The sequence below is a fragment of the Streptomyces mirabilis genome (genome assembly GCF_018310535.1).
GTDB lineage: Bacteria > Actinomycetota > Actinomycetes > Streptomycetales > Streptomycetaceae > Streptomyces.
In genome coordinates this window covers 3,301,622-3,322,009 of record NZ_CP074102.1, presented here as the reverse complement: position 1 = coordinate 3,322,009, position 20,388 = coordinate 3,301,622, and the positions used below count along the sequence as shown (strand labels likewise).

Sequence of the window (20,388 nt, the reverse complement as noted above, 5' to 3'; positions counted from 1 at the left end):
CATGAAGATCAAGAAGGGTGACACGGTTCAGGTCATCACCGGCAAGGACAAGGGCAAGCAGGGCAAGGTCATTGCCGCTTACCCGCGCGACGAGCGCGTCCTGGTCGAGGGTGTCAACCGGGTCAAGAAGCACACCAAGGCCGGCCCGACCGCCAGCGGTTCCCAGGCCGGCGGCATCGTCACGACCGAGGCCCCGATTCACGTGAGCAACGTTCAGCTCGTCGTGGAGAAGGACGGCAACAAGGTCGTCACGCGTGTCGGTTACCGCTTCGACGATGAGGGCAACAAGGTTCGCGTTGCCAAGCGGACGGGTGAGGACATCTGATGGCTACCACCACGACTCCGCGTCTCAAGACGAAGTACCGCGAGGAGATCGCGGGCAAGCTGCGTGAGGAGTTCTCCTACGAGAACGTCATGCAGGTTCCCGGCCTCGTCAAGATTGTGGTCAACATGGGTGTCGGTGACGCCGCCCGTGACTCGAAGCTCATGGACGGTGCCGTCCGTGACCTGACCACGATCACCGGTCAGAAGCCGGCCGTCACCAAGGCCCGCAAGTCCATCGCGCAGTTCAAGCTGCGTGAGGGTCAGCCGATCGGTGCCCACGTCACGCTCCGTGGCGACCGCATGTGGGAGTTCCTGGACCGCACCCTGTCGCTCGCGCTGCCGCGCATCCGCGACTTCCGTGGTCTGTCCCCCAAGCAGTTCGACGGCCGTGGCAACTACACCTTCGGTCTCACGGAGCAGGTCATGTTCCACGAGATCGACCAGGACAAGATCGACCGTACCCGGGGCATGGACATCACCGTGGTGACCACGGCGACCAACGACGCTGAGGGCCGTGCCCTTCTCCGTCACCTCGGCTTCCCCTTCAAGGAGGCGTAAGCGAGATGGCGAAGAAGGCTCTGATTGCCAAGGCTGCTCGTAAGCCCAAGTTCGGCGTACGTGGCTACACGCGCTGCCAGCGCTGCGGCCGTCCGCACTCCGTGTACCGCAAGTTCGGCCTGTGCCGCGTGTGCCTTCGTGAGATGGCTCACCGTGGCGAGCTGCCGGGCGTGACCAAGAGCTCCTGGTAGTCCCCCAATAAGGGATTCCAGGGCTCTCGGTAAGTAAAGGGTTCGGTCAGGTGCCCTGCCCTCCATGGCTTAGGCTAGGAGGGTTGGGCGCCTGACGCCCGTACGACTTACTACGCCGTAGGTCCCCGCACCGCACCCGTCCCGCCACTGAGTGGGGAGAGGGATGGCGCATACAGGAAACCCCGGCGAGAGAGGCCGAAGGCCAATTCATGACCATGACTGATCCCATCGCAGACATGCTTACTCGTCTGCGTAACGCGAACTCGGCGTACCACGACGATGTCGCGATGCCGCACAGCAAGATCAAGTCGCACATCGCGGAGATCCTCCAGCAGGAGGGCTTCATCACCGGCTGGAAGGTCGAGGACGCCGAGGTCGGCAAGAAGCTCGTCCTCGAGCTGAAGTTCGGCCCGAACCGTGAGCGCTCCATCGCGGGCATCAAGCGGATTTCGAAGCCGGGTCTGCGTGTGTACGCGAAGTCCACCTCCCTGCCCAAGGTGCTCGGTGGCCTCGGCGTGGCGATCATCTCCACGTCGCACGGTCTCCTCACCGACAAGCAGGCCGGCAAGAAGGGCGTAGGCGGAGAAGTTCTCGCCTACGTCTGGTAGCGGAAGGGAACGGAGGAAACAGCTATGTCGCGTATTGGCAAGCTCCCCATCACGGTTCCCGCCGGCGTGGACGTCACCATCGACGGCCGTACGGTCCAGGTGAAGGGCCCCAAGGGCACCCTCTCCCACACCGTCGCGGCGCCGATCGAGGTCGCCAAGGGTGAGGACGGCATTCTCAATGTCACCCGCCCGAACGACGAGCGTCAGAACAAGGCCCTGCACGGCCTGTCCCGCACGCTGGTGGCGAACATGATCACCGGCGTGACCCAGGGTTACGTGAAGAAGCTCGAAATCAGCGGTGTCGGTTACCGCGTCCTGGCGAAGGGCTCCAACCTGGAGTTCTCGCTCGGCTACAGCCACTCGATCACCGTCGAGGCCCCCGAAGGCATCACCTTCAAGGTCGAGAACCCGACGCGGTTCTCGGTCGAGGGCATCGACAAGCAGAAGGTCGGAGAGGTTGCGGCCAACATCCGCAAGCTGCGCAAGCCCGACCCGTACAAGGCCAAGGGCGTCAAGTACGAAGGCGAAGTCATCCGCCGCAAGGTCGGAAAGGCGGGTAAGTAAGCCATGGCATACGGTGTCAAGATTGCTAAGGGCGACGCTTACAAGCGTGCTGCCATCAAGCGTCGTCACATCCGGATCCGTAAGCACATCTCGGGTACGGCTGAGCGTCCGCGCCTGGTCGTGACGCGCTCCAACCGTCACATCGTGGCCCAGGTCATCGACGACGTTAAGGGTCACACCCTCGCGTCGGCGTCGACCCTGGACACCACGGTCCGTGGTGGCGAGGGCGACAAGTCCGCGCAGGCCAAGTCGGTCGGCGCCCTTGTCGCCGAGCGCGCCAAGGCCGCCGGTGTCGAGGCTGTCGTATTCGACCGTGGTGGTAACCAGTACGCCGGGCGCATTGCCGCTCTGGCGGACGCCGCCCGCGAAGCCGGACTCAAGTTCTGAGTCGGTTCCGTAGCTAGCGGAAACAGAGAGAGGTAATTCCAATGGCTGGACCCCAGCGCCGCGGAAGCGGTGCCGGTGGCGGCGAGCGGCGGGACCGGAAGGGCCGTGACGGCGGCGCTGCTGCCGAGAAGACCGCGTACGTTGAGCGCGTTGTCGCGATCAACCGCGTCGCCAAGGTTGTGAAGGGTGGTCGTCGCTTCAGCTTCACCGCGCTGGTCGTGGTGGGCGATGGTGACGGCACCGTCGGTGTTGGTTACGGCAAGGCCAAGGAGGTGCCGGCCGCCATCGCCAAGGGTGTTGAGGAGGCCAAGAAGCACTTCTTCAAGGTCCCCCGTATCCAGGGCACCATCCCGCACCCGATCACGGGCGAGAAGGCTGCGGGCGTCGTCCTGCTCAAGCCTGCTTCCCCCGGTACCGGCGTTATCGCCGGTGGCCCGGTGCGTGCGGTGCTCGAGTGCGCCGGCGTTCACGACATCCTGTCGAAGTCGCTCGGCTCGTCCAACGCGATCAACATCGTGCACGCGACCGTGGCGGCCCTCAAGGGCCTGCAGCGTCCCGAGGAGATCGCGGCCCGCCGCGGTCTGCCCCTCGAGGACGTCGCCCCCGCGGCTCTGCTTCGTGCACGTGCGGGAGCGGGTGCGTAATCATGGCTCAGCTCAGGATCACGCAGACGAAGTCGTACATCGGCAGCAAGCAGAACCACCGCGACACCCTGCGTTCGCTCGGGCTCAAGCGCCTGAACGACGTGGTCGTCAAGGAGGACCGCCCCGAGTTCCGCGGAATGGTGCACACCGTCCGCCACCTCGTGACGGTTGAGGAGGTCGACTGATCATGGCGGAGAACAACCCGCTCAAGATCCACAACCTCCGTCCCGCCCCGGGCGCCAAGACCGCCAAGACCCGTGTGGGTCGTGGTGAGGCGTCGAAGGGTAAGACGGCCGGTCGTGGTACCAAGGGCACGAAGGCCCGCTACCAGGTTCCGGAGCGCTTCGAGGGCGGGCAGATGCCCCTCCACATGCGCCTCCCGAAGCTGAAGGGCTTCAAGAACCCGTTCAAGACCGAGTTCCAGGTCGTGAACCTCGACAAGCTGGCCGCGCTGTACCCGGAGGGTGGCGAGGTCACCGTCGAGGGTCTCGTCGCCAAGGGTGCCGTTCGCAAGAACAGCCTCGTCAAGGTCCTCGGCCAGGGCGAGATCTCCGTCGCGCTGCAGGTTTCGGTTGACGCCGTCTCCGGCTCCGCCAAGGAGAAGATCACCGCCGCCGGCGGTACCGTCACCGAGCTCGTCTGAGCCTTTCAGGCGTCTCGATGACATGAGCGATCCCGACCGGGGGTGCCCCTACAAAAGGGGTATCCCCGGTTGGTCGTTCCTAGGGGGGCAGTCTCGCCGGTAAGGTGGCCTGCACTGCCGACTTTCGTCCGGCGTTCCATCGGGCGGCAGTCGACCGATACCTACCTATTCGTCGAACCTCAAGACCGTCACCTCTGACGCAGTTGCGCGGGGGTCGCAGGAGGCACCGTGCTCACCGCGTTCGCCCGGGCGTTCAAGACGCCCGACCTGCGCAAGAAGCTGCTCTTCACGCTCGGCATCATCGTGGTCTACCGGGTCGGTACCCACGTACCGATCCCAGGTGTCGACTACAAGAACGTCCAGACCTGTATCGACGTGGCCAAGGGCAACCAGGGTCTGTTCGGTCTGGTCAACATGTTCAGTGGTGGTGCGCTGCTGCAGATCACGATCTTCGCGCTCGGCATCATGCCGTACATCACGGCGAGCATCATCCTGCAGCTGCTGACGGTGGTGATCCCGCGCCTCGAAGCCCTCAAGAAGGAGGGTTCGGCCGGCACCGCGAAGATCACGCAGTACACCCGTTACCTGACGGTGGCGCTGGCGATCCTGCAGGGCACCGGCCTTGTCGCGACCGCCCGCAGCGGCGCCCTGTTCAGTGGCTGCCAGGTGGCCAACCAGATCGTTCCTGACCAGTCGATCTTCCAGACCATCGTGATGGTCGTCACCATGACCGCCGGTACGGGCGTCGTCATGTGGCTGGGCGAGCTCATCACCGACCGCGGCATCGGCAACGGCATGTCGATCCTCATGTTCATCTCGATCGCCGCGACCTTCCCGTCCGCGCTGTGGGCGATCAAGACTCAGGGCACGCTGGCCGGCGGCTGGATCGAGTTCGGCACCGTGATCCTGGTCGGACTGGTCATGGTCGGCCTGGTCGTCTTCGTCGAGCAGGCCCAGCGGCGTATCCCGGTCCAGTACGCGAAGCGCATGATCGGGCGCCGGTCGTACGGCGGTACGTCCACTTACATCCCGCTGAAGGTGAATCAGGCGGGTGTGATTCCCGTCATCTTCGCGTCGTCGCTGCTCTACATCCCGGCCCTCATCGCGCAGTTCTCGAAGGGCAACTCGGGCTGGAAGACCTGGGTCACGCAGAACCTGACCAAGGGCGATCACCCCATCTACCTGGTCTCTTACTTCCTCCTGATCGTTTTCTTCGCGTTCTTCTACGTGGCGATCTCGTTCAACCCCGAGGAAGTCGCGGACAACATGAAGAAGTATGGTGGCTTCATCCCGGGCATCCGGGCTGGCCGGCCGACCGCTGAGTACCTGAGTTACGTACTCAACCGGATCACCTGGCCGGGGTCGCTGTATCTGGGTCTGATCGCTCTCGTACCGACAATGGCGTTGGTGGGTTTCGGGGCAACCGGCAACTTCCCGTTCGGTGGTACCAGCATCCTGATCATCGTGGGTGTCGGTCTTGAGACGGTGAAGCAGATCGAGAGCCAGCTTCAGCAGCGCAATTACGAAGGGTTCCTCCGCTGATGCGAATCGTCCTCGTCGGGCCGCCCGGTGCCGGGAAGGGAACGCAGGCCGCGTTCCTTGCCAAGAACCTGGGGATTCCGCACATCTCCACGGGCGACCTCTTCCGCGCCAACATCAGTCAGGGCACGGAGCTGGGCAAGCAGGCCAAGGCGTACATGGACGCCGGCAAGCTGGTACCGGACGAGGTCACCATCGGGATGGCCAAGGACCGCATGGAGCAGCCCGACGCCGCGAACGGCTTCCTGCTGGACGGCTTCCCTCGTAACGTCTCGCAGGCCGAGGCGCTCGACGAGATGCTGAAGGCCGAGGGCATGAAGCTGGACGCGGTGCTGGACCTGGAGGTCCCCGAGGACGAGGTGGTCAAGCGCATCGCGGGCCGCCGCATCTGCCGCAACGACTCTTCGCACGTCTTCCACGTGACGTACAAGCAGCCGAAGACGGATGGCGTATGTGACGTCTGCGGCGGCGAGCTGTACCAGCGGGACGACGACTCCGAGGAGACCGTGCGTACCCGGCTCGAGGTCTACCACACGCAGACCGAGCCGATCATCGACTACTACGCCGCTCAGGGCCTGGTCGTGACGATCTCGGCGCTCGGCAAGGTGGAAGAGGTCACGGGGCGCGCCATGGAGGCGCTCAAGAGCAAGGTCGGCGACAAGTAGTCGTCACGCACTACGGCCGCGGTGCCCTCCGGGGGTGCCGCGGCCGTAGTGTTGTGTAGGTAGTCGTGTACGTAGTGGTGCACGACTAGGTTGTGTACGTCGTCGGAATGACGGAGAAGACGGAGAGCGCGGGCCGCCATGGTGCAGATCAAGACCCCCGAGCAGATCGCCAAGATGCGTGAGGCGGGGTTGGTCGTCGCGGCCATTCACGCGGCCACACGTGAGGCGGCTGTGCCGGGTGCGACGACGAAGGACCTGGACGAGGTCGCGCGCAAGGTGCTGGCCGAGCACGGGGCGAAGTCGAACTTCCTCGGGTACGGCGGTTTCCCCGCGACCATCTGCACCTCGGCCAACGAGGTCGTCGTCCACGGCATCCCGTCCGACGAGGTGGTCCTGAAGGACGGCGACATCATCTCGATCGACTGCGGCGCGATCGTGGACGGCTGGCACGGGGACGCGGCGTACACCGCGTTCGTGGGCTCCGGTCACGCCCCGGAGCTGTTCGAGCTCTCCCGGGTGACCGAGGAGTCGATGTGGGCGGGCATCGCGGCGATGAAGCAGGGCAACCGGCTCGTCGACGTCTCGCGTGCGATCGAGACGTACATCCGCCGCCAGCCGAAGCCCGGCGGCGGCAAGTACGGAATCATCGAGGACTACGGCGGCCACGGCATCGGCACCGAGATGCACATGGACCCGCACCTGCTGAACTACGTCGAGAAGCGGCGCGGCAAGGGTCCGAAGCTGGTCCCCGGCTTCTGCCTGGCCATCGAGCCGATGGTGTCCCTGGGCACGCCGAGGACCGAGGTGCTGGAGGACGACTGGACCGTCATCACGACGGACGGCACGTGGTCCTCGCACTGGGAGCACTCGGTGGCGCTGACGGAGCAGGGCCCGCTGGTCCTCACCGCCCCCGACGGCGGCAGGGCGAAACTGGCGGAGTACGGGGTCACGGCGGCGCCGGACCCGCTGGCCTGACGGCGGTCCTCGCCACGGCCGTCGGTCGGAGGCCCGCTGGTGCTGACGGCTCCGGACCGCTGGACTGACGGCGGTGGGCGAGGTCGGCGGATCGCGGTGGCGTGGCGCCGGATCCGTTCTGGGGAGACCGGGCCGTGGGTGTCGGGCGGTGCCTGTGGGGGCTGCACGGCCGCCGGAGCGCGGGCACCGCGGCCCCGAGTGACGGGTGCCGGGCGGCTACGGCGGGTGGTGGCGCGATCGCCGTACGTCTCCCCGGTGCCGGTGCGAAAGGTCCGCGGTGGCGCGTCGGTGACCCCCGTTGCTTAACGATCTCCGTAGTGGGGCATTCTTTCTCGATTCGTCTTTCCGAGGGCCCTGACGTAGACTGACTCGTCGGCTCTCGTGCACCCGCATGTCTGCATGCGCTCGTGCGAAGTCGATCAAGGTAGTCGATTCGAAGGGCGAAGCGTGGCCAAGAAGCAAGGTGCCATCGAGATCGAGGGCACTGTCGTCGAGTCTCTTCCGAACGCCATGTTCAAGGTCGAGCTCCAGAACGGCCACCAGGTCCTGGCACACATCAGCGGCAAGATGCGTATGCACTACATCCGCATCCTCCCTGACGACCGGGTCGTGGTGGAGCTGTCTCCGTACGACCTCACGCGTGGCCGGATCGTCTACCGCTACAAGTAGATCTTGCCTTTACTCCGTGTTCCCGGTTCCGGGGCGCGGGGGGTGGCACTGACCCGGAGAACCTCACCCAATGAAGGTCAAGCCGAGCGTCAAGAAGATCTGCGACAAGTGCAGGGTGATCCGCCGTCACGGTCGGGTCATGGTCATCTGCGAAAACCCGCGCCACAAGCAGCGCCAGGGCTGACGCACGACCGCACCTTCTGCACCCGCAGATACTTCGCGCGACGCAAGCAGTACATGTTCATACGCAGAATCCAGGGCTGAGTCTCATCAGGCCTGACACCCCCGGTCGGAGGCCGGGGACCCGGTTCGTACCGAATCTTCAGCGTGAAGAGGACGGCGGGCGGGATCCGGTTCTGCGGAAGACCTCCGAACGACAACTGGAGCCATTGAATGGCACGCGTTTCCGGTGTTGACATCCCGCGCGAAAAGCGTGTGGAGGTCGCCCTGACCTACGTGTTCGGCATCGGCCGGACCCTTTCCCAGCAGACGCTGGCCGAGACCGGCGTGAACCCGAACACCCGCGTTCGTGACCTCTCCGAAGAAGAGCTGGTCAAGATCCGCGAGTACGTGGACGCCAACATCAAGACCGAGGGTGACCTCCGTCGCGAGATTCAGGCCGACATCCGCCGCAAGGTCGAGATCGGCTGCTACCAGGGTCTGCGCCACCGCCGTGGCCTGCCCGTCCACGGTCAGCGCACCAGCACGAACGCTCGTACCCGCAAGGGCCCGCGTCGCGCCATCGCCGGTAAGAAGAAGCCGGGCAAGAAGTAGTCCTCAGCGGACGCTTATCAGCGGTCTTCGCTGTAGGACCGACCACCTCCCGTAGGAGTAATAGATGCCCCCCAAGGGTCGTCAGGGCGCTGCCAAGAAGGTGCGCCGCAAGGAAAAGAAGAACGTCGCTCACGGGCACGCTCACATCAAGAGCACGTTCAACAACACGATCGTCTCGATCACGGACCCCTCGGGCAACGTGATCTCCTGGGCCTCCGCCGGCCACGTCGGCTTCAAGGGCTCGCGCAAGTCCACCCCCTTCGCCGCGCAGATGGCCGCCGAGTCGGCCGCCCGTCGCGCGCAGGAGCACGGCATGCGCAAGGTTGACGTCTTCGTGAAGGGCCCGGGCTCCGGTCGCGAGACCGCGATCCGCTCCCTCCAGGCCACTGGCCTCGAGGTCGGCTCCATCCAGGACGTCACCCCCACCCCGCACAACGGCTGCCGTCCGCCCAAGCGCCGCCGCGTCTGAGGCTCGGTTGTCTTGAGGTTCCGGGCGGTACGTCTCTTCGGAGGCGTGCCGCCCGTACCCTTGCAGTAGCAGCAGGGCGTCAAATAGCGGGCGCCCATGACTGAAGGATCGCAACATGCTGATTGCTCAGCGTCCCTCGTTGACCGAAGAGGTCGTCGACGAATTCCGCTCCCGGTTCGTGATCGAGCCGCTGGAGCCGGGCTTCGGCTACACCCTCGGCAACTCCCTGCGCCGCACGCTCCTCTCCTCGATCCCGGGTGCGGCGGTCACGTCCATCCGCATCGACGGTGTCCTGCACGAGTTCACCACCGTGCCGGGCGTCAAGGAGGACGTCACCGACCTGATCCTCAACATCAAGCAGCTGGTCGTCTCCTCGGAGCACGACGAGCCGGTCGTGATGTACCTGCGCAAGCAGGGCCCGGGTCTGGTCACCGCCGCCGACATCGCGCCCCCGGCCGGTGTCGAGGTGCACAACCCCGACCTCGTCCTCGCCACGCTCAACGGCAAGGGCAAGCTGGAGATGGAGCTGACCGTCGAGCGCGGTCGCGGCTACGTCTCCGCCGTTCAGAACAAGCAGGTCGGTCAGGAGATCGGGCGCATCCCGGTCGACTCGATCTACTCGCCGGTGCTGAAGGTCACGTACAAGGTCGAGGCGACCCGTGTCGAGCAGCGCACCGACTTCGACAAGCTGATCGTCGACGTCGAGACCAAGCAGGCCATGCGTCCCCGTGACGCCATGGCGTCGGCCGGTAAGACCCTGGTCGAGCTGTTCGGTCTGGCCCGCGAGCTCAACATCGACGCCGAGGGCATCGACATGGGCCCGTCCCCCACGGACGCCGCCCTCGCCGCGGACCTCGCGCTGCCGATCGAGGAGCTCGAGCTCACCGTTCGTTCCTACAACTGCCTCAAGCGTGAGGGCATCCACTCCGTGGGTGAGCTCGTCGCCCGCTCCGAGGCCGACCTCCTGGACATCCGCAACTTCGGTGCGAAGTCCATCGACGAGGTCAAGGCGAAGCTGGCCGGCATGGGCCTGGCCCTCAAGGACAGCCCGCCCGGATTCGACCCCACCGCTGCGGCGGACGCGTTTGGCGCGGACGACGACGCGGATGCGGGCTTTGTGGAGACCGAGCAGTACTAAGAGCTCGGGTTCCACTGCCGGTTCTAGGCTGCGGGCCGGTTCTTGGCCGGTCGCGCAGTTCCCCGCGCCCCTCACGGGGCGCGGGTCCTCCGGTGCCTTGAAAGAGGTGGCCGGATCTCCGACGGGCAATCGCCCGCTCGGACACTGACCCCGGTACCTGATACGGCCGGGGCAGACACCTAGGAGAAACACCATGCCGAAGCCCACCAAGGGTGCCCGTCTGGGCGGCAGCGCCGCGCACGAGAAGCTGCTCCTCGCGAACCTCGCGAAGTCGCTCTTCGAGCACGGCCGCATCACCACCACCGAGGCGAAGGCCCGTCGCCTGCGCCCGTACGCGGAGCGTCTGGTCACCAAGGCGAAGAAGGGTGACCTTCACAACCGCCGTCAGGTGCTCTCGGTGATCACGGACAAGAGCATCGTGCACACGCTCTTCACCGAGATCGGCCCGCGCTACGAGAACCGTCCGGGTGGCTACACCCGTATCACCAAGATCGGTAACCGCCGTGGCGACAACGCGCCCATGGCCGTCATCGAGCTGGTGGAGGCCCTGACCGTGGCCCAGCAGGCCACCGGTGAGGCCGAGGCGGCCACCAAGCGTGCCGCCAAGGACGCCGAGGTCAAGACCGAGGCTCCGGCCAAGGTCGAGGACGCCAAGGTCGAGGACGCCGCCGAGGCTCCCGCCGAGGAGTCGAAGGACGCCTGAGGCACTGCCTGGCTGTGAGCGGGTCCGTCCCTTCGGGGGCGGGCCCGCTTTCGTGTTCCGGCACAGATGCCGGCCTTGAGAGGATCTAGGTGTGAGTGACGAAGTACAGCCCGGGTTCGTACGGGTGCGTTTGGATCTGTCGTACGACGGGACCGAGTTCTCCGGGTGGGCCAAGCAGGCCTCGGGGCGTCGGACCGTGCAGGGGGAGATCGAGGACGCCCTCAGGACCGTCACGCGGTCCAAGGACACCACGTACGAGCTGACCGTCGCCGGGCGCACCGACGCCGGTGTGCACGCGCGCGGGCAGGTGGCGCACGTCGATCTTCCCGTCGAGCTGTGGGCCGAGCACGAGGAGAAGCTGCTCAAGCGGTTGGCCGGACGGCTGCCCAAGGACGTGCGGGTGTGGTCCCTGCGGGAGGCCCCCAGCGGGTTCAACGCCCGCTTCTCCGCTATCTGGCGGCGCTACGCCTACCGCGTCACCGACAACCCCGGGGGAGTGGATCCCCTGCTGCGGGGTCACGTCCTGTGGCACGACTGGCCGTTGGACGTCGACGCCATGAACGAGGCGGCCGAGCGGCTCGTGGGCGAGCACGACTTCGCCGCCTACTGCAAGAAGCGCGAGGGCGCCACGACCATTCGTACGCTCCAGAAGCTGAGTCTGGTGCGCGGGGACGACGGGGTCATCACCGCCACTGTCCGCGCCGACGCCTTCTGCCACAACATGGTGCGCTCGCTCATCGGTGCGCTGCTGTTCGTGGGGGACGGGCACCGGGGCCCCGACTGGCCCGGGAAGGTGCTCGCGGCCGGCGTACGGGACTCGGCCGTCCATGTCGTACGGCCGCACGGGCTGACGCTTGAGGAGGTCGGCTACCCCGCGGACGAACTGCTCGCCGCGCGCAACAAGGAGGCGCGGAACCGGCGGACGCTGCCGGGGGCCGGCTGCTGCTGACGTGATCTCGGTCTCCCCGCAGAGGAGATCGGTCCGTTATGCGGCGTGCCGAAATGCGTGTGTAACCAGGATGTTCCCTCTTTACATCGCCCATCATGTGCGATACCCGACTTAGTGCGCAGGTTGTACCTTACGAAGCTCTTACCTCCCGGCTATGATTTCGTTTCCCGGTCAATAGTTCGAAATGGGGTGGCTGGGGCGAGGGTGGGGGTCATCGGGTCATTTCCGACCCGGGGGTGGGTTTTGCATGAGTTCAGTTGGTCCTGTCCGCACGGGTGGGCGCCGCGCTACGCGGCAGAACGGAAGGCGAAGAGCGGGGCGCGGCGGCCAGGTCTCCCTGGGATTGCTGCCGCTGCCGCCCAGCGAGGCTGAGAAGTACTCGTACGCCAAGCGGCATCTGTGGATTTTGACGATCAGCTCGCTGGTCAGCTTTCTCTGCCTGATCGTGAGCCAGTTCAAGCTGGCGCAGTCCACGCCGGTGCTGTGGATCTACACGCCGCTGCTCGTCTTCACGGTGATCTATTACCTGATCTCGCTGCGGGTGAACGGCTTCACGCGGGACTTCGACATCAAGCACCACCGGCGTCTGGTGGCGAACTGGCGGCCCGAGGTCTATCCCTCTGTCGACGTCTTCCTGCCGGTGTGCGGTGAGCCCATTGAGGTGCTGCACAACACCTGGACGCATGTACGGGCGATGGCCGACCGGTACCCGGGCGTCTGTGTGCCGTTCGTGCTCGACGACGGGGCCAGCTCCGAGCTCGAGGCGATGGCCCATGACTTCGGGTTCCGCTACGGCACCCGGGAGAACCGCGGCTGGTTCAAGAAGGCGGGGAATCTGCACTTTGGCTTCGGGCAGTCGGAGGGGGAGTTCTGCCTCATCCTCGACGCCGACTTCACACCGCGCGCCGACCTGCTCGAAGAGCTGCTGCCGTACATGGCCGAGGACCCGCGCGTCGGGATCGTCCAGTCCCCGCAGTACTTCCGCGTCCTGGACTCGCAGAACTGGATCGAGCGCGGTGCGGGCGCCGTACAGGAGCTGTTCTACCGGTCCGTGCAGGTGTCCCGGCAGGGGAGCGACGGCGCGATCTGCGTCGGCTCCTGTGCCATCTACCGGCGGGCCGCCCTGGACACAAACGGCGGGACAACGCTGATCGAGCACTCCGAGGACGTCCACACGGGCTTCGACCTGCGCGGCCTGGGCTGGGACCTGCGGTACGTGCCGGTCGCCGTTTCCACGGGGGTCTGCCCGGACAGCGCGGGTGCCTTCTTCAACCAGCAGTACCGCTGGTGCTCAGGCTCGATGAGCCTGCTCGGCAGCAAGAAGTTCTGGCAGCGGAAGATCAAGCTGTCCAGCCGCCTCTGCTACATGTCGGGCTTCTTCTACTACATCCACACGGCGCTGTTCACCTTCGCGGCGCCGGTGATCCCGATCGTGCTGCTGTTGATGATGCCGGAGAAGCTCAAGGTCGAGAATCTGCTCCTGGTGGTGCCCAGCATCGTCTACACCACGATCATCTTCCCTATGTGGCACAAGGCCCCCTACCGGCTCGAGGCCTGGGCGGCCCGCATGATGTACGGCTGGGCCCATGTCTTCGCGATCTGGGACATACTCCGCAAGAACCGCATGGGCTGGCAGCCGACCGGCTCCTCCGGCGCCAAGAAGAACAAGACTCGGCGCTTCTGGATCGGCATGTGGGTGTGGAGCGGCGGCACCGCCTTGATCTGGGTGGGTGCCGGGGCATGGCGGATGTTCACGATGAACGCCCCCGACTTCGCCCTGATCCTGTCCTCCGGACTCTTCTACGCCCTCGTCGTGGGCCGCGTTCTGGTCCAGCCCCGAGCGGAGGCGGCCGCCTGATGTTGTTCACCCGCGCACGGTCCGCCGTGCTCGCACTCTCCGCGCTGCTCATGCTCAGCGGCTGCTCGTTGCTCGGCGATGACACAGACACGTCGGCCTCCTCCGGAGGCGCGAAGACGGATCCCTCGGCGAGCGCCGGGTCGGATGTCCCGTACGACGTCGTACCGCTGCTCAAGCCGGCGAAGAAGTACTACGGAGCGGCCGTCGCGGGCGCCCCGACCTCGATGAAGAACGTCGATGCGTACACGAAGATGACCGGCAAGCAGCCGAACCTGATCGAGTACTACGCAGGGTGGGGCGACGGCTTCGACGCCAGCGGGGTCCGCAAGGCCTGGGGCGAGGGCGCCCTGACGCTGATGTCCTGGGAGCCCTTCGACGTCTCGTTCACCGACATCGCGGCCGGTAAGTCGGACGCGTACATCAAGAAGTACGCGACGGCGGTCCGGAAGCTGAACCTGCCTGTCGTGATCGACTTCGCCGACGAGATGAATGGTCACTGGGAGAAGTGGGGCACCCAGAGCGTCACGCCCCAGCAGTACGTGGCCGCCTGGCGGCACATCCACGACACGTTCCTCGACGCGGGTGCCTCGAACGTGATCTGGGCCTGGGCGCCCAACATCATCAACCCGGTCAAGACCGTCAAGCTGAAGCCGTACTACCCGGGCGACGCCTATGTCGACTGGGTCGGCCTCGTCGGCTACTTCACGCTCGGCGAGGACAACGCCTTCGAGAGTGTCTTCGGCCCGACTCGGGACCAGATCCGCACCTTCACCAAGAAGCCCATGCTGCTTCTGGAGACCGGGGCCATGCCCGGCGAGCGGCGTCGCGCCGACATCCGCAACCTCTTCGCGGGTGTGAAGGCCGACGACAACATGATCGGCTTCATCTGGTTCAACCACCGCAAGCGTGCCGACTGGCGGCTGGAGGCGAGCCCGCTGGCCCTCGAGGAGTTCAAGCGCCTCGCCGCGAACGACCTCTTCGGCTTCGACATACGGAAGTCGCGATGAACGCCGGACAGAACCACTACACGCCGCAGCCCTACGACCCGTACGGCGCGGACGAGGAGGATGTCACGTGGTTCAACTCCGAGGGTGAGCCGGCCACGTACCAGCAGCAGTACCAAGGGCAGTACCAGCAGGAGCAGTACGCCCCGGCCATTCCCGAGCAACGGCACGACGACCAGCCCACATACGCTCTGCGCACCGTCGAGCAGCAGGTGCCCGTCGAACCCGCTTACACGATTCCCGAGACCCCGGACGCCGGGTGGGACGACACCCCCAGCCGGCGGCGCTCCTGGGTGAGCCGCGGGGTGCTGCTGTTCGTCCTGGCGATCCAGGCCGTGCTGTCGCTGCGGCTGTCCAACACCGCCTTCCAGGACGAGGCCCTGTACCTGGCGGCCGGGCACAACATCATCGACCACCTGATGAACGGCACACCGCTGCACAGCGGTTACGCGTCGTACTTCTCGGGGTCGCCGATGCTGTACCCGGTGGCGGCCGCGGTCGTCGACGGATACTTCGGGCTGTCCGGAGCGCGGCTGCTCAGCCTGCTGTGCATGCTGGGCGCCACCAGCCTGCTGTACTCCTTCACCCGACGCATGTTCAACGAGCGCGTCGCGCTGGTGGCCGCCGCCCTGTTCGCGGTCACCCAGCCGACCATCGTGCTGGGCTGGTTCGCCACCTACGATGCGCCCGCGATCTTCCTTCTCGCTCTGGCCGCCTGGATCGTCGTACGCACCAATCGGGCGCCCGCGGTCGTGGTGCTGCTCGCGGCACCCGTGATGGTCCTAGCCGTCGCGGTGAAGTACGCGTCCGCGCTGTACGTGCCCACTCTGATCGTGCTCGCCGCGCTGACGAGCTGGCACCACCGCGGCTGGCGCTGTCTGCTGCGGGCGACCCTGCTGACCGTGGGCACCGGTGTGCTCGTCGGCGTCGGGCTGATGTACACGAACGTTCTGGCGGGCGTGAAGCAGACCACCACCAACCGTGCGCACGGCACCGATGCCGCCATGGATCTCCTGGAGAAGTCGGGGGAGTGGGGCGGGCTGATGTTCGCCACGGCCTGCGCGGGAGCGTTCTTCTACGCGCGCCGGGGCCGGATGAACGAGTCCCCGCGCTCGTACGGGTTGCACGGGCCGGGATGGCGCTGGCGCACGCTGCTCGGGCTGCTGCTGACCGGTACGGCGTTGCTGGCCCCGGCGTACCAGATCCATCTGCAGACCTCCGTCTCGCTCTACAAGCACCTGGACTTCGGTCTGCTCTTCGCCGCACCGATGGCAGGGATCGGCGTGATCCGCCTGGTGGGCAAACACTTCCGCTACCCCCAGCTTGGCATCCTGATCTGGGTCACCGCGTTGTGCCTCGGTGTCTCGCAGTCGGAGTGGCGCTTCGGCCTGTGGCCGGACTCGACGCCGCTCGTCAAGGCGATCGAGCCGTACATGAAGCCCAAGGGCAGGTATCTGGGCGCCACGTACGAGGTTCCCGTCTACTACCTGCGGGACAAGACGGACCACTCGCAGTGGACCTCGACGTACGGCATCGGGTACGCGGACAAGAAGGGCGCCGTCCACCACGGCAACGAGGGTTACCGGCTCGCCCTGAAGGACGGCTACTTCGACCTCGTAGTCCTGGACGGCATCGCCACCCCGGAGCTCGACAAGTACCTCGAACGACAGGTGCGCGAGAGCGGGCACTACCGCCTGGTCGGCGCGATCCCGTTCAAGCTCAGCTCGGGCGGCTCGGGCACGTACAAGATCTGGACGAAGACGTCCTGAATGCCGGTCACCTCTCACCTTTTCGTTCCTGATCCCGTAGGAAAGGCCGTGCTCATGCGGCTCACAGTCATCGGCACCGGCTATCTCGGTGCCACCCACGCCGCCTGTATGGCGGAGCTCGGGCACGAGGTGCTCGGGGTCGATGTCGACCCCGACAAGGTGGCCGCGCTGGCCGCCGGGCGGGTGCCCTTCCATGAACCCGGGCTCGGTGAACTCGTCCGCAAGCACCTCGGCTCGGGACGGCTGCGCTTCACCACCTCCTACGAAGCGGCGGCGGCGTTCGGGCAGGTGCACTTCGTGTGCGTCGGGACCCCGCAGCGGGCCGACTGCGACGGCGCCGACCTGCGGTACGTCGACGCGGCGTTCGCGGCGATCGCCGCGCACGCGGCCGAGGACGCGCTGCTCGTCGGGAAGTCGACCGTGCCGGTGGGAACGGCCCGGCGGCTCGCGGACACCCATGCCGTGGAGGTCGCCTGGAACCCCGAGTTCCTGCGCGAGGGCTTCGCCGTCGAGGACACCCTGCGGCCCGACCGGCTGGTGTTCGGCGTCGGCTCCGCACGTGCCGAGGCGATCCTCCGGGAGGTGTACGCCCCGGTCCTGGCTGCCGGGACGCCGCTGGTCACCGCGGACTTCCCGACCGCCGAGCTGGTCAAGACGGCCGCCAACGCCTTCCTCGCCACCAAGATCTCGTTCATCAACGCGATGGCGGAGGTGTGCGAGGCGGCGGGCGGCGACGTGTCCGTCCTGGCCGAGGCCATCGGCCACGACGACCGGATCGGCGCCAAGTTCCTGCGCGCCGGCGTCGGGTTCGGCGGCGGTTGTCTGCCCAAGGACATCCGCGCCTTCGCGCACCGCGCCGACGAGCTCGGCGTCCCGCTCGGGTTCCTGCGCGAGGTCGACGCCATCAACATGCGTCGCCGCGACAGGGTGGTCGCGCTCGCCCGGGAACTGTGCGGGGGAGGGGTCCTCGGGGCCCGGATCGCTGTCCTGGGCGCCGCGTTCAAGCCGGACTCGGACGACATCCGCGACTCGCCCGCGCTGAACGTGGCCGCCCGGTTGCGGCTCGACGGCGCCGACGTCACGGTCTACGACCCCGAGGCGATGGACAATGCCCGCAAGGCGTATCCGCTGCTCGGGTATGCCGTCTCGGCCGAGGAGGCACTCGGCGGGGCGGACCTCGTGCTGCATCTGACGGAGTGGCCGCAGTTCCGGGAACTGGACCCGGGGCGGCTCGCGGCCCTGGTGGCCCGTCCGCGGATCCTGGACGGCAGAGGAGTGCTCGACGCGGACCGCTGGACCGCGGCGGGCTGGGAATTCCGGGCGCTGGGACGTCCCGCGCCCGGCGGGGAGGGGAGAAGGGCTTGACGCACGACATGGGGGCGGACACGGCGGTGACCGTGGTCATGCCTACCTACAACGAGGCGGCCAATCTGCCGAGAATGGCCGAAGCCGTACTTCAACTGCCGCTCGACGGCCTTCACTTGAAGATCGTGGACGACTCCAGCCCGGACGGCACCGGCAGGATCGCCGACGAGCTGGCGGAGAAGTACAACACCAAGGGGCGGCGCCGGATGAGCGTGCTGCACCGCACCGAGAAGGACGGACTCGGGCGTGCCTACGCGGCCGGGATGAGCCTCGCGCTCGACGAGGGCGCCGAGTACGTCGTCCAGATGGACGCCGACGGCAGCCACCCCGTCGAGGCCGTGCCCCGGATGCTCGGCACGGCCCTGGCCAACGGGGTGGGCCTGGTCATCGGCAGCCGGTACGTCGAGGGCGGCTCGCTGGACGAGGACTGGGGCGCGCACCGCGTCCTGCTCTCCCGCTTCGCCAACCGGTACGCCCGTACCGTGCTCGGCACCCGGATCCGGGACATCACGGCCGGGTTCAACCTCTGGTCGGCCCAGGCTCTGCGCGACATCGATCTGGCCACGCTGGACAGCGCCGGTTACAGCTTCCAGGTCGAGCTGAAGTACAAGGCCGTACGGGCGGGGCACAGCGCCGTCGAGATCCCGATCCGTTTCGAGGAGCGGACCGAGGGGGTCTCGAAGATGACGCTGAAGACGCAGCTGGAGTCGGCGGTGGTGCCGATCCGGCTGCGTATGAAGAACAAGTGACCCGGGTCCCGGGTGCGGGGGGCGGCCGGCCGGTTACTGGTTGGCCGCCGTCGACGCCTGGGCCTCGCCGCGGCGGCGGATCTGGCGGAAGGCGAACTCGGCCAGGTCGTCGCCGGTCGTGAAGACCTTGGCGTCCTTCGTCGTCACGTCCTTGCCGTTGATGAAGCCGGCCAGCGTGAAGTAGGCGTAACGGCCGTAGGAGTTGGTGGTCGAGCGACAGACCGCCGTACGGCAGAAGTTGGCGACGCCCTGGCCGGACAGCGAGGTGATGATGCTCTTGCTGTCCGCCTCGGACTTCGCCTTGGCCGCCTGGGCCGCGGTGTTGAAGACCGCGACGCCGACGGTCACCCCGACGCCGTCCTTGCTGTAGGTGACGCGCATCAGCCGGGTGCAGTCGTTCTTGGTGAGCACCGCGGGCAGTGTGCCCTGCACGGCCGACGCGCACTTCTCCGTCGAGGCGGTGGGGCCCTTGCGGTAGACGCGGTCACCCATCGTCAGCTGCGAACCGGGGAAGAGGATGTCCGGGCTGAGCGGCGCGGTGTCCTTCTGCACGCTGGATATGAAGTCCATCGGATCCAGCGGCGGCGGCGCCGAGGTCGGCGCGAACGTCGGTACCGGCGCCGTGCTGTCGCTCGGGATGGTCGCGGTGGCGGGCAGCTTGCTGGGCGTGTTCCCGGCCTGGTTGTCCCCGTTCGAGGAGACGACGGCCACGGCGACGGCAGCGCCGACCGCGATCGTGGCGACCGCCGAGCCGACGATCACCAGCAGTCTGCGCCTCCGGTTGCGTGTCTCGGACGCCTCGGCGAGTGCCGCCCAGTCCGGAGTCTGGTTCCGACGTCCCCAATCGGGTTGCTGAGAACCAGGCTTCCAGGGATCCCACGGAGGCTCCCCCTGCCCACCCTGCCCATAACTCATGGGGCGCATCTTAGACGGGCCATGGGGGGTGGCGTTCCGCACCGGAGGGCACTTGAGCCCCTAGCGTGACCTGAGTGCGCAAGGGCAAAAGTGACATCTCCGGGTGGTTGGTGCGACACGCTTCGACAGGCTTCCGGGCACCGGCCGTCCGGTGACGCGGGGTAGTCGGACCGTTGCGGAGGAAAGGACTCCCTTACTCTGTTTCCAGGGACTGTTCGCGTGGCCCTGAGTGCCGAGGTGCTCGGGTCGCGAACCCGCGTTTTGACCCTTCCGGGCAAGCGCGGGTACTCTTGCAGTTCGTTATGTGTATTGGCTTGCTCATTCTCACGTGAGGGGCCCTTACACCGGTCCACCGGGGCCGATGACCAGCGACCAGCACTCGGTATGCGTCACCGAGGTGCGGTCAGGGCTGTCGTGATCGTCCGTGGTGGCCATGTCAGGACCCACTCACTGAAGAAGCGAAGGCTACGACCGTGCGTACGTACAGCCCCAAGCCCGGCGACATCACTCGCCAGTGGTACGTCATCGACGCCCAGGATGTCGTCCTGGGCCGTCTGGCGACCACTGCCGCGAACATCCTGCGGGGCAAGCACAAGCCGATCTTTGCGCCGCACGTCGATGCTGGTGACTTCGTCATCATCATCAACGCCGACAAGGTGCACCTCTCCGGCAACAAGAAGACCCAGAAGCTGGCGTACCGCCACTCCGGTTACCCGGGTGGTCTGCGCTCCGTCCGTTACGACGAGCTGCTGGCGAAGAACCCCGAGAAGGCCGTCGAGAAGGCCATCAAGGGCATGATCCCCAAGAACACCCTGGGCCGTCAGGTGCTCTCGAAGCTGAAGGTCTACGCGGGCGAGAACCACCCGCACGCTGCCCAGCAGCCGGTCCCGTTCGAGATCACCCAGGTCGCGCAGTAGTTCCGGCCACC

26 protein-coding genes are annotated in these 20,388 nt (G+C 66.6%); 25 read left to right on the top strand and 1 reads right to left on the bottom strand.

The window, feature by feature from the left end:
* The first annotated feature begins 1 nt into the window (after position 1).
* The 24 genes from rplX to SMIR_RS14450 all read left to right on the top strand — a co-directional run bounded on the left by rplX (position 2) and on the right by SMIR_RS14450 (position 18,545).
* Positions 2–325 (top strand): 50S ribosomal protein L24, encoded by a 324-nt coding sequence (gene rplX / locus SMIR_RS14565; protein WP_067367101.1) that lies wholly within the window; start codon positions 2–4, stop codon positions 323–325.
* On the top strand, positions 325–882 hold the full coding sequence (gene rplE, locus SMIR_RS14560) for a 50S ribosomal protein L5 (RefSeq protein WP_075028517.1): 558 nt from the start codon (positions 325–327) through the stop codon (positions 880–882). Before rplX ends, rplE begins: the two co-directional genes overlap by 1 nt.
* A 5-nt stretch (positions 883–887) precedes the next feature.
* Positions 888–1,073, top strand: a complete 186-nt coding sequence (locus tag SMIR_RS14555) for a type Z 30S ribosomal protein S14 (protein WP_003948630.1) — start codon at positions 888–890, stop codon at positions 1,071–1,073.
* Positions 1,074–1,282: 209 nt separating this feature from the next.
* The gene (rpsH, locus tag SMIR_RS14550; protein ID WP_055614920.1) at positions 1,283–1,681 is read left to right on the top strand and encodes a 30S ribosomal protein S8; all 399 of its coding nucleotides are present in this window, start codon (positions 1,283–1,285) and stop codon (positions 1,679–1,681) included.
* A gap of 24 nt (positions 1,682–1,705) precedes the next feature.
* Positions 1,706–2,245, top strand: a complete 540-nt coding sequence (gene rplF, locus SMIR_RS14545; RefSeq protein ID WP_101400121.1) for a 50S ribosomal protein L6 — start codon at positions 1,706–1,708, stop codon at positions 2,243–2,245.
* Positions 2,246–2,248: 3 nt separating this feature from the next.
* Positions 2,249–2,632: a 50S ribosomal protein L18 gene (rplR, locus tag SMIR_RS14540; RefSeq protein WP_067367094.1), complete on the top strand. Its 384-nt coding sequence runs from the start codon at positions 2,249–2,251 to the stop codon at positions 2,630–2,632.
* Positions 2,633–2,673: 41 nt separating this feature from the next.
* A complete protein-coding gene (rpsE, locus tag SMIR_RS14535; RefSeq protein WP_055513610.1) occupies positions 2,674–3,276 on the top strand; it encodes a 30S ribosomal protein S5 in 603 nt (200 codons plus the stop codon).
* Between the two features lie 2 nt (positions 3,277–3,278).
* Complete coding sequence (gene rpmD, locus SMIR_RS14530) at positions 3,279–3,461, top strand: 50S ribosomal protein L30 (RefSeq protein ID WP_060901490.1); 183 nt, start codon at positions 3,279–3,281, stop codon at positions 3,459–3,461.
* A 2-nt stretch (positions 3,462–3,463) separates the two neighbouring features.
* Positions 3,464–3,919, top strand: a complete 456-nt coding sequence (gene rplO, locus SMIR_RS14525) for a 50S ribosomal protein L15 (protein ID WP_060901489.1) — start codon at positions 3,464–3,466, stop codon at positions 3,917–3,919.
* Between the two features lie 228 nt (positions 3,920–4,147).
* The gene (gene secY / locus SMIR_RS14520) at positions 4,148–5,461 is read left to right on the top strand and encodes a preprotein translocase subunit SecY (protein WP_168494645.1); all 1,314 of its coding nucleotides are present in this window, start codon (positions 4,148–4,150) and stop codon (positions 5,459–5,461) included.
* Positions 5,461–6,123, top strand: coding sequence for an adenylate kinase (locus SMIR_RS14515; protein ID WP_101400123.1), 663 nt, complete (start codon positions 5,461–5,463; stop codon positions 6,121–6,123). The genes secY and SMIR_RS14515 overlap by 1 nt, the downstream gene beginning before the upstream one ends.
* A 138-nt stretch (positions 6,124–6,261) precedes the next feature.
* Positions 6,262–7,098 carry a type I methionyl aminopeptidase gene (gene map / locus SMIR_RS14510; RefSeq protein ID WP_168494647.1) on the top strand — a complete coding sequence of 279 codons (837 nt, stop codon included), beginning with the start codon at positions 6,262–6,264 and terminating at the stop codon, positions 7,096–7,098.
* Positions 7,099–7,545: 447 nt separating this feature from the next.
* A complete protein-coding gene (gene infA, locus SMIR_RS14505) occupies positions 7,546–7,767 on the top strand; it encodes a translation initiation factor IF-1 (RefSeq protein ID WP_003948620.1) in 222 nt (73 codons plus the stop codon).
* Between the two features lie 70 nt (positions 7,768–7,837).
* Positions 7,838–7,951, top strand: coding sequence for a 50S ribosomal protein L36 (rpmJ, locus tag SMIR_RS14500; protein WP_003998809.1), 114 nt, complete (start codon positions 7,838–7,840; stop codon positions 7,949–7,951).
* 209 nt (positions 7,952–8,160) lie between these two features.
* Positions 8,161–8,541, top strand: coding sequence for a 30S ribosomal protein S13 (gene rpsM / locus SMIR_RS14495; protein WP_060901485.1), 381 nt, complete (start codon positions 8,161–8,163; stop codon positions 8,539–8,541).
* Positions 8,542–8,605: 64 nt separating this feature from the next.
* Positions 8,606–9,010 (top strand): 30S ribosomal protein S11, encoded by a 405-nt coding sequence (gene rpsK, locus SMIR_RS14490; RefSeq protein ID WP_003956432.1) that lies wholly within the window; start codon positions 8,606–8,608, stop codon positions 9,008–9,010.
* 115 nt (positions 9,011–9,125) lie between these two features.
* Complete coding sequence (locus SMIR_RS14485; protein ID WP_003966937.1) at positions 9,126–10,148, top strand: DNA-directed RNA polymerase subunit alpha; 1,023 nt, start codon at positions 9,126–9,128, stop codon at positions 10,146–10,148.
* A gap of 193 nt (positions 10,149–10,341) precedes the next feature.
* Entirely contained in the window at positions 10,342–10,851 is a 510-nt protein-coding gene (gene rplQ, locus SMIR_RS14480) for a 50S ribosomal protein L17 (protein WP_060895277.1), read from the top strand.
* A gap of 91 nt (positions 10,852–10,942) precedes the next feature.
* Positions 10,943–11,800, top strand: coding sequence for a tRNA pseudouridine(38-40) synthase TruA (truA, locus tag SMIR_RS14475; protein ID WP_168510330.1), 858 nt, complete (start codon positions 10,943–10,945; stop codon positions 11,798–11,800).
* Positions 11,801–12,242: 442 nt separating this feature from the next.
* Positions 12,243–13,658, top strand: a complete 1,416-nt coding sequence (locus tag SMIR_RS14470) for a glycosyltransferase family 2 protein (protein ID WP_212728359.1) — start codon at positions 12,243–12,245, stop codon at positions 13,656–13,658.
* Positions 13,658–14,665 carry a glycoside hydrolase family 26 protein gene (locus tag SMIR_RS14465; protein WP_212727093.1) on the top strand — a complete coding sequence of 336 codons (1,008 nt, stop codon included), beginning with the start codon at positions 13,658–13,660 and terminating at the stop codon, positions 14,663–14,665. The genes SMIR_RS14470 and SMIR_RS14465 overlap by 1 nt, the downstream gene beginning before the upstream one ends.
* On the top strand, positions 14,662–16,431 hold the full coding sequence (locus SMIR_RS14460; RefSeq protein ID WP_212727092.1) for an ArnT family glycosyltransferase: 1,770 nt from the start codon (positions 14,662–14,664) through the stop codon (positions 16,429–16,431). The genes SMIR_RS14465 and SMIR_RS14460 overlap by 4 nt, the downstream gene beginning before the upstream one ends.
* A gap of 54 nt (positions 16,432–16,485) precedes the next feature.
* The gene (locus SMIR_RS14455) at positions 16,486–17,796 is read left to right on the top strand and encodes a UDP-glucose dehydrogenase family protein (protein ID WP_168494656.1); all 1,311 of its coding nucleotides are present in this window, start codon (positions 16,486–16,488) and stop codon (positions 17,794–17,796) included.
* An 8-nt stretch (positions 17,797–17,804) separates the two neighbouring features.
* Positions 17,805–18,545: a polyprenol monophosphomannose synthase gene (locus tag SMIR_RS14450; RefSeq protein WP_101400129.1), complete on the top strand. Its 741-nt coding sequence runs from the start codon at positions 17,805–17,807 to the stop codon at positions 18,543–18,545.
* Positions 18,546–18,578: 33 nt separating this feature from the next.
* Here the strand turns inward: SMIR_RS14450 and SMIR_RS14445 are convergent, their stop codons facing one another.
* Positions 18,579–19,460 (bottom strand): hypothetical protein, encoded by an 882-nt coding sequence (locus tag SMIR_RS14445; RefSeq protein WP_168494658.1) that lies wholly within the window; start codon positions 19,458–19,460, stop codon positions 18,579–18,581.
* Between the two features lie 473 nt (positions 19,461–19,933).
* On the opposite strand from SMIR_RS14445, the gene rplM reads away from it, so the two are divergent.
* Complete coding sequence (gene rplM, locus SMIR_RS14440; RefSeq protein ID WP_101400131.1) at positions 19,934–20,377, top strand: 50S ribosomal protein L13; 444 nt, start codon at positions 19,934–19,936, stop codon at positions 20,375–20,377.
* The last annotated feature ends 11 nt before the right edge of the window (positions 20,378–20,388 follow it).

Bases quoted from the DNA above. Each gene is read 5' to 3' on its own strand.
- rplX (WP_067367101.1), top strand. From the start codon at position 2: ATGAAGATCAAGAAGGGTGACACGGTTCAGGTCATCACCGGCAAGGAC.
- rplE (WP_075028517.1), top strand. From the start codon at position 325: ATGGCTACCACCACGACTCCGCGTCTCAAGACGAAGTACCGCGAGGAG.
- SMIR_RS14555 (WP_003948630.1), top strand. From the start codon at position 888: ATGGCGAAGAAGGCTCTGATTGCCAAGGCTGCTCGTAAGCCCAAGTTC.
- rpsH (WP_055614920.1), top strand. From the start codon at position 1,283: ATGACCATGACTGATCCCATCGCAGACATGCTTACTCGTCTGCGTAAC.
- rplF (WP_101400121.1), top strand. From the start codon at position 1,706: ATGTCGCGTATTGGCAAGCTCCCCATCACGGTTCCCGCCGGCGTGGAC.
- rplR (WP_067367094.1), top strand. From the start codon at position 2,249: ATGGCATACGGTGTCAAGATTGCTAAGGGCGACGCTTACAAGCGTGCT.
- rpsE (WP_055513610.1), top strand. From the start codon at position 2,674: ATGGCTGGACCCCAGCGCCGCGGAAGCGGTGCCGGTGGCGGCGAGCGG.
- rpmD (WP_060901490.1), top strand. From the start codon at position 3,279: ATGGCTCAGCTCAGGATCACGCAGACGAAGTCGTACATCGGCAGCAAG.
- rplO (WP_060901489.1), top strand. From the start codon at position 3,464: ATGGCGGAGAACAACCCGCTCAAGATCCACAACCTCCGTCCCGCCCCG.
- SMIR_RS14515 (WP_101400123.1), top strand. From the start codon at position 5,461: ATGCGAATCGTCCTCGTCGGGCCGCCCGGTGCCGGGAAGGGAACGCAG.
- map (WP_168494647.1), top strand. From the start codon at position 6,262: ATGGTGCAGATCAAGACCCCCGAGCAGATCGCCAAGATGCGTGAGGCG.
- rpmJ (WP_003998809.1), top strand. From the start codon at position 7,838: ATGAAGGTCAAGCCGAGCGTCAAGAAGATCTGCGACAAGTGCAGGGTG.
- rpsM (WP_060901485.1), top strand. From the start codon at position 8,161: ATGGCACGCGTTTCCGGTGTTGACATCCCGCGCGAAAAGCGTGTGGAG.
- rpsK (WP_003956432.1), top strand. From the start codon at position 8,606: ATGCCCCCCAAGGGTCGTCAGGGCGCTGCCAAGAAGGTGCGCCGCAAG.
- SMIR_RS14485 (WP_003966937.1), top strand. From the start codon at position 9,126: ATGCTGATTGCTCAGCGTCCCTCGTTGACCGAAGAGGTCGTCGACGAA.
- rplQ (WP_060895277.1), top strand. From the start codon at position 10,342: ATGCCGAAGCCCACCAAGGGTGCCCGTCTGGGCGGCAGCGCCGCGCAC.
- SMIR_RS14465 (WP_212727093.1), top strand. From the start codon at position 13,658: ATGTTGTTCACCCGCGCACGGTCCGCCGTGCTCGCACTCTCCGCGCTG.
- SMIR_RS14460 (WP_212727092.1), top strand. From the start codon at position 14,662: ATGAACGCCGGACAGAACCACTACACGCCGCAGCCCTACGACCCGTAC.
- SMIR_RS14455 (WP_168494656.1), top strand. From the start codon at position 16,486: ATGCGGCTCACAGTCATCGGCACCGGCTATCTCGGTGCCACCCACGCC.
- SMIR_RS14450 (WP_101400129.1), top strand. From the start codon at position 17,805: ATGGGGGCGGACACGGCGGTGACCGTGGTCATGCCTACCTACAACGAG.
- SMIR_RS14445 (WP_168494658.1), bottom strand. From the start codon at position 19,460: ATGAGTTATGGGCAGGGTGGGCAGGGGGAGCCTCCGTGGGATCCCTGG.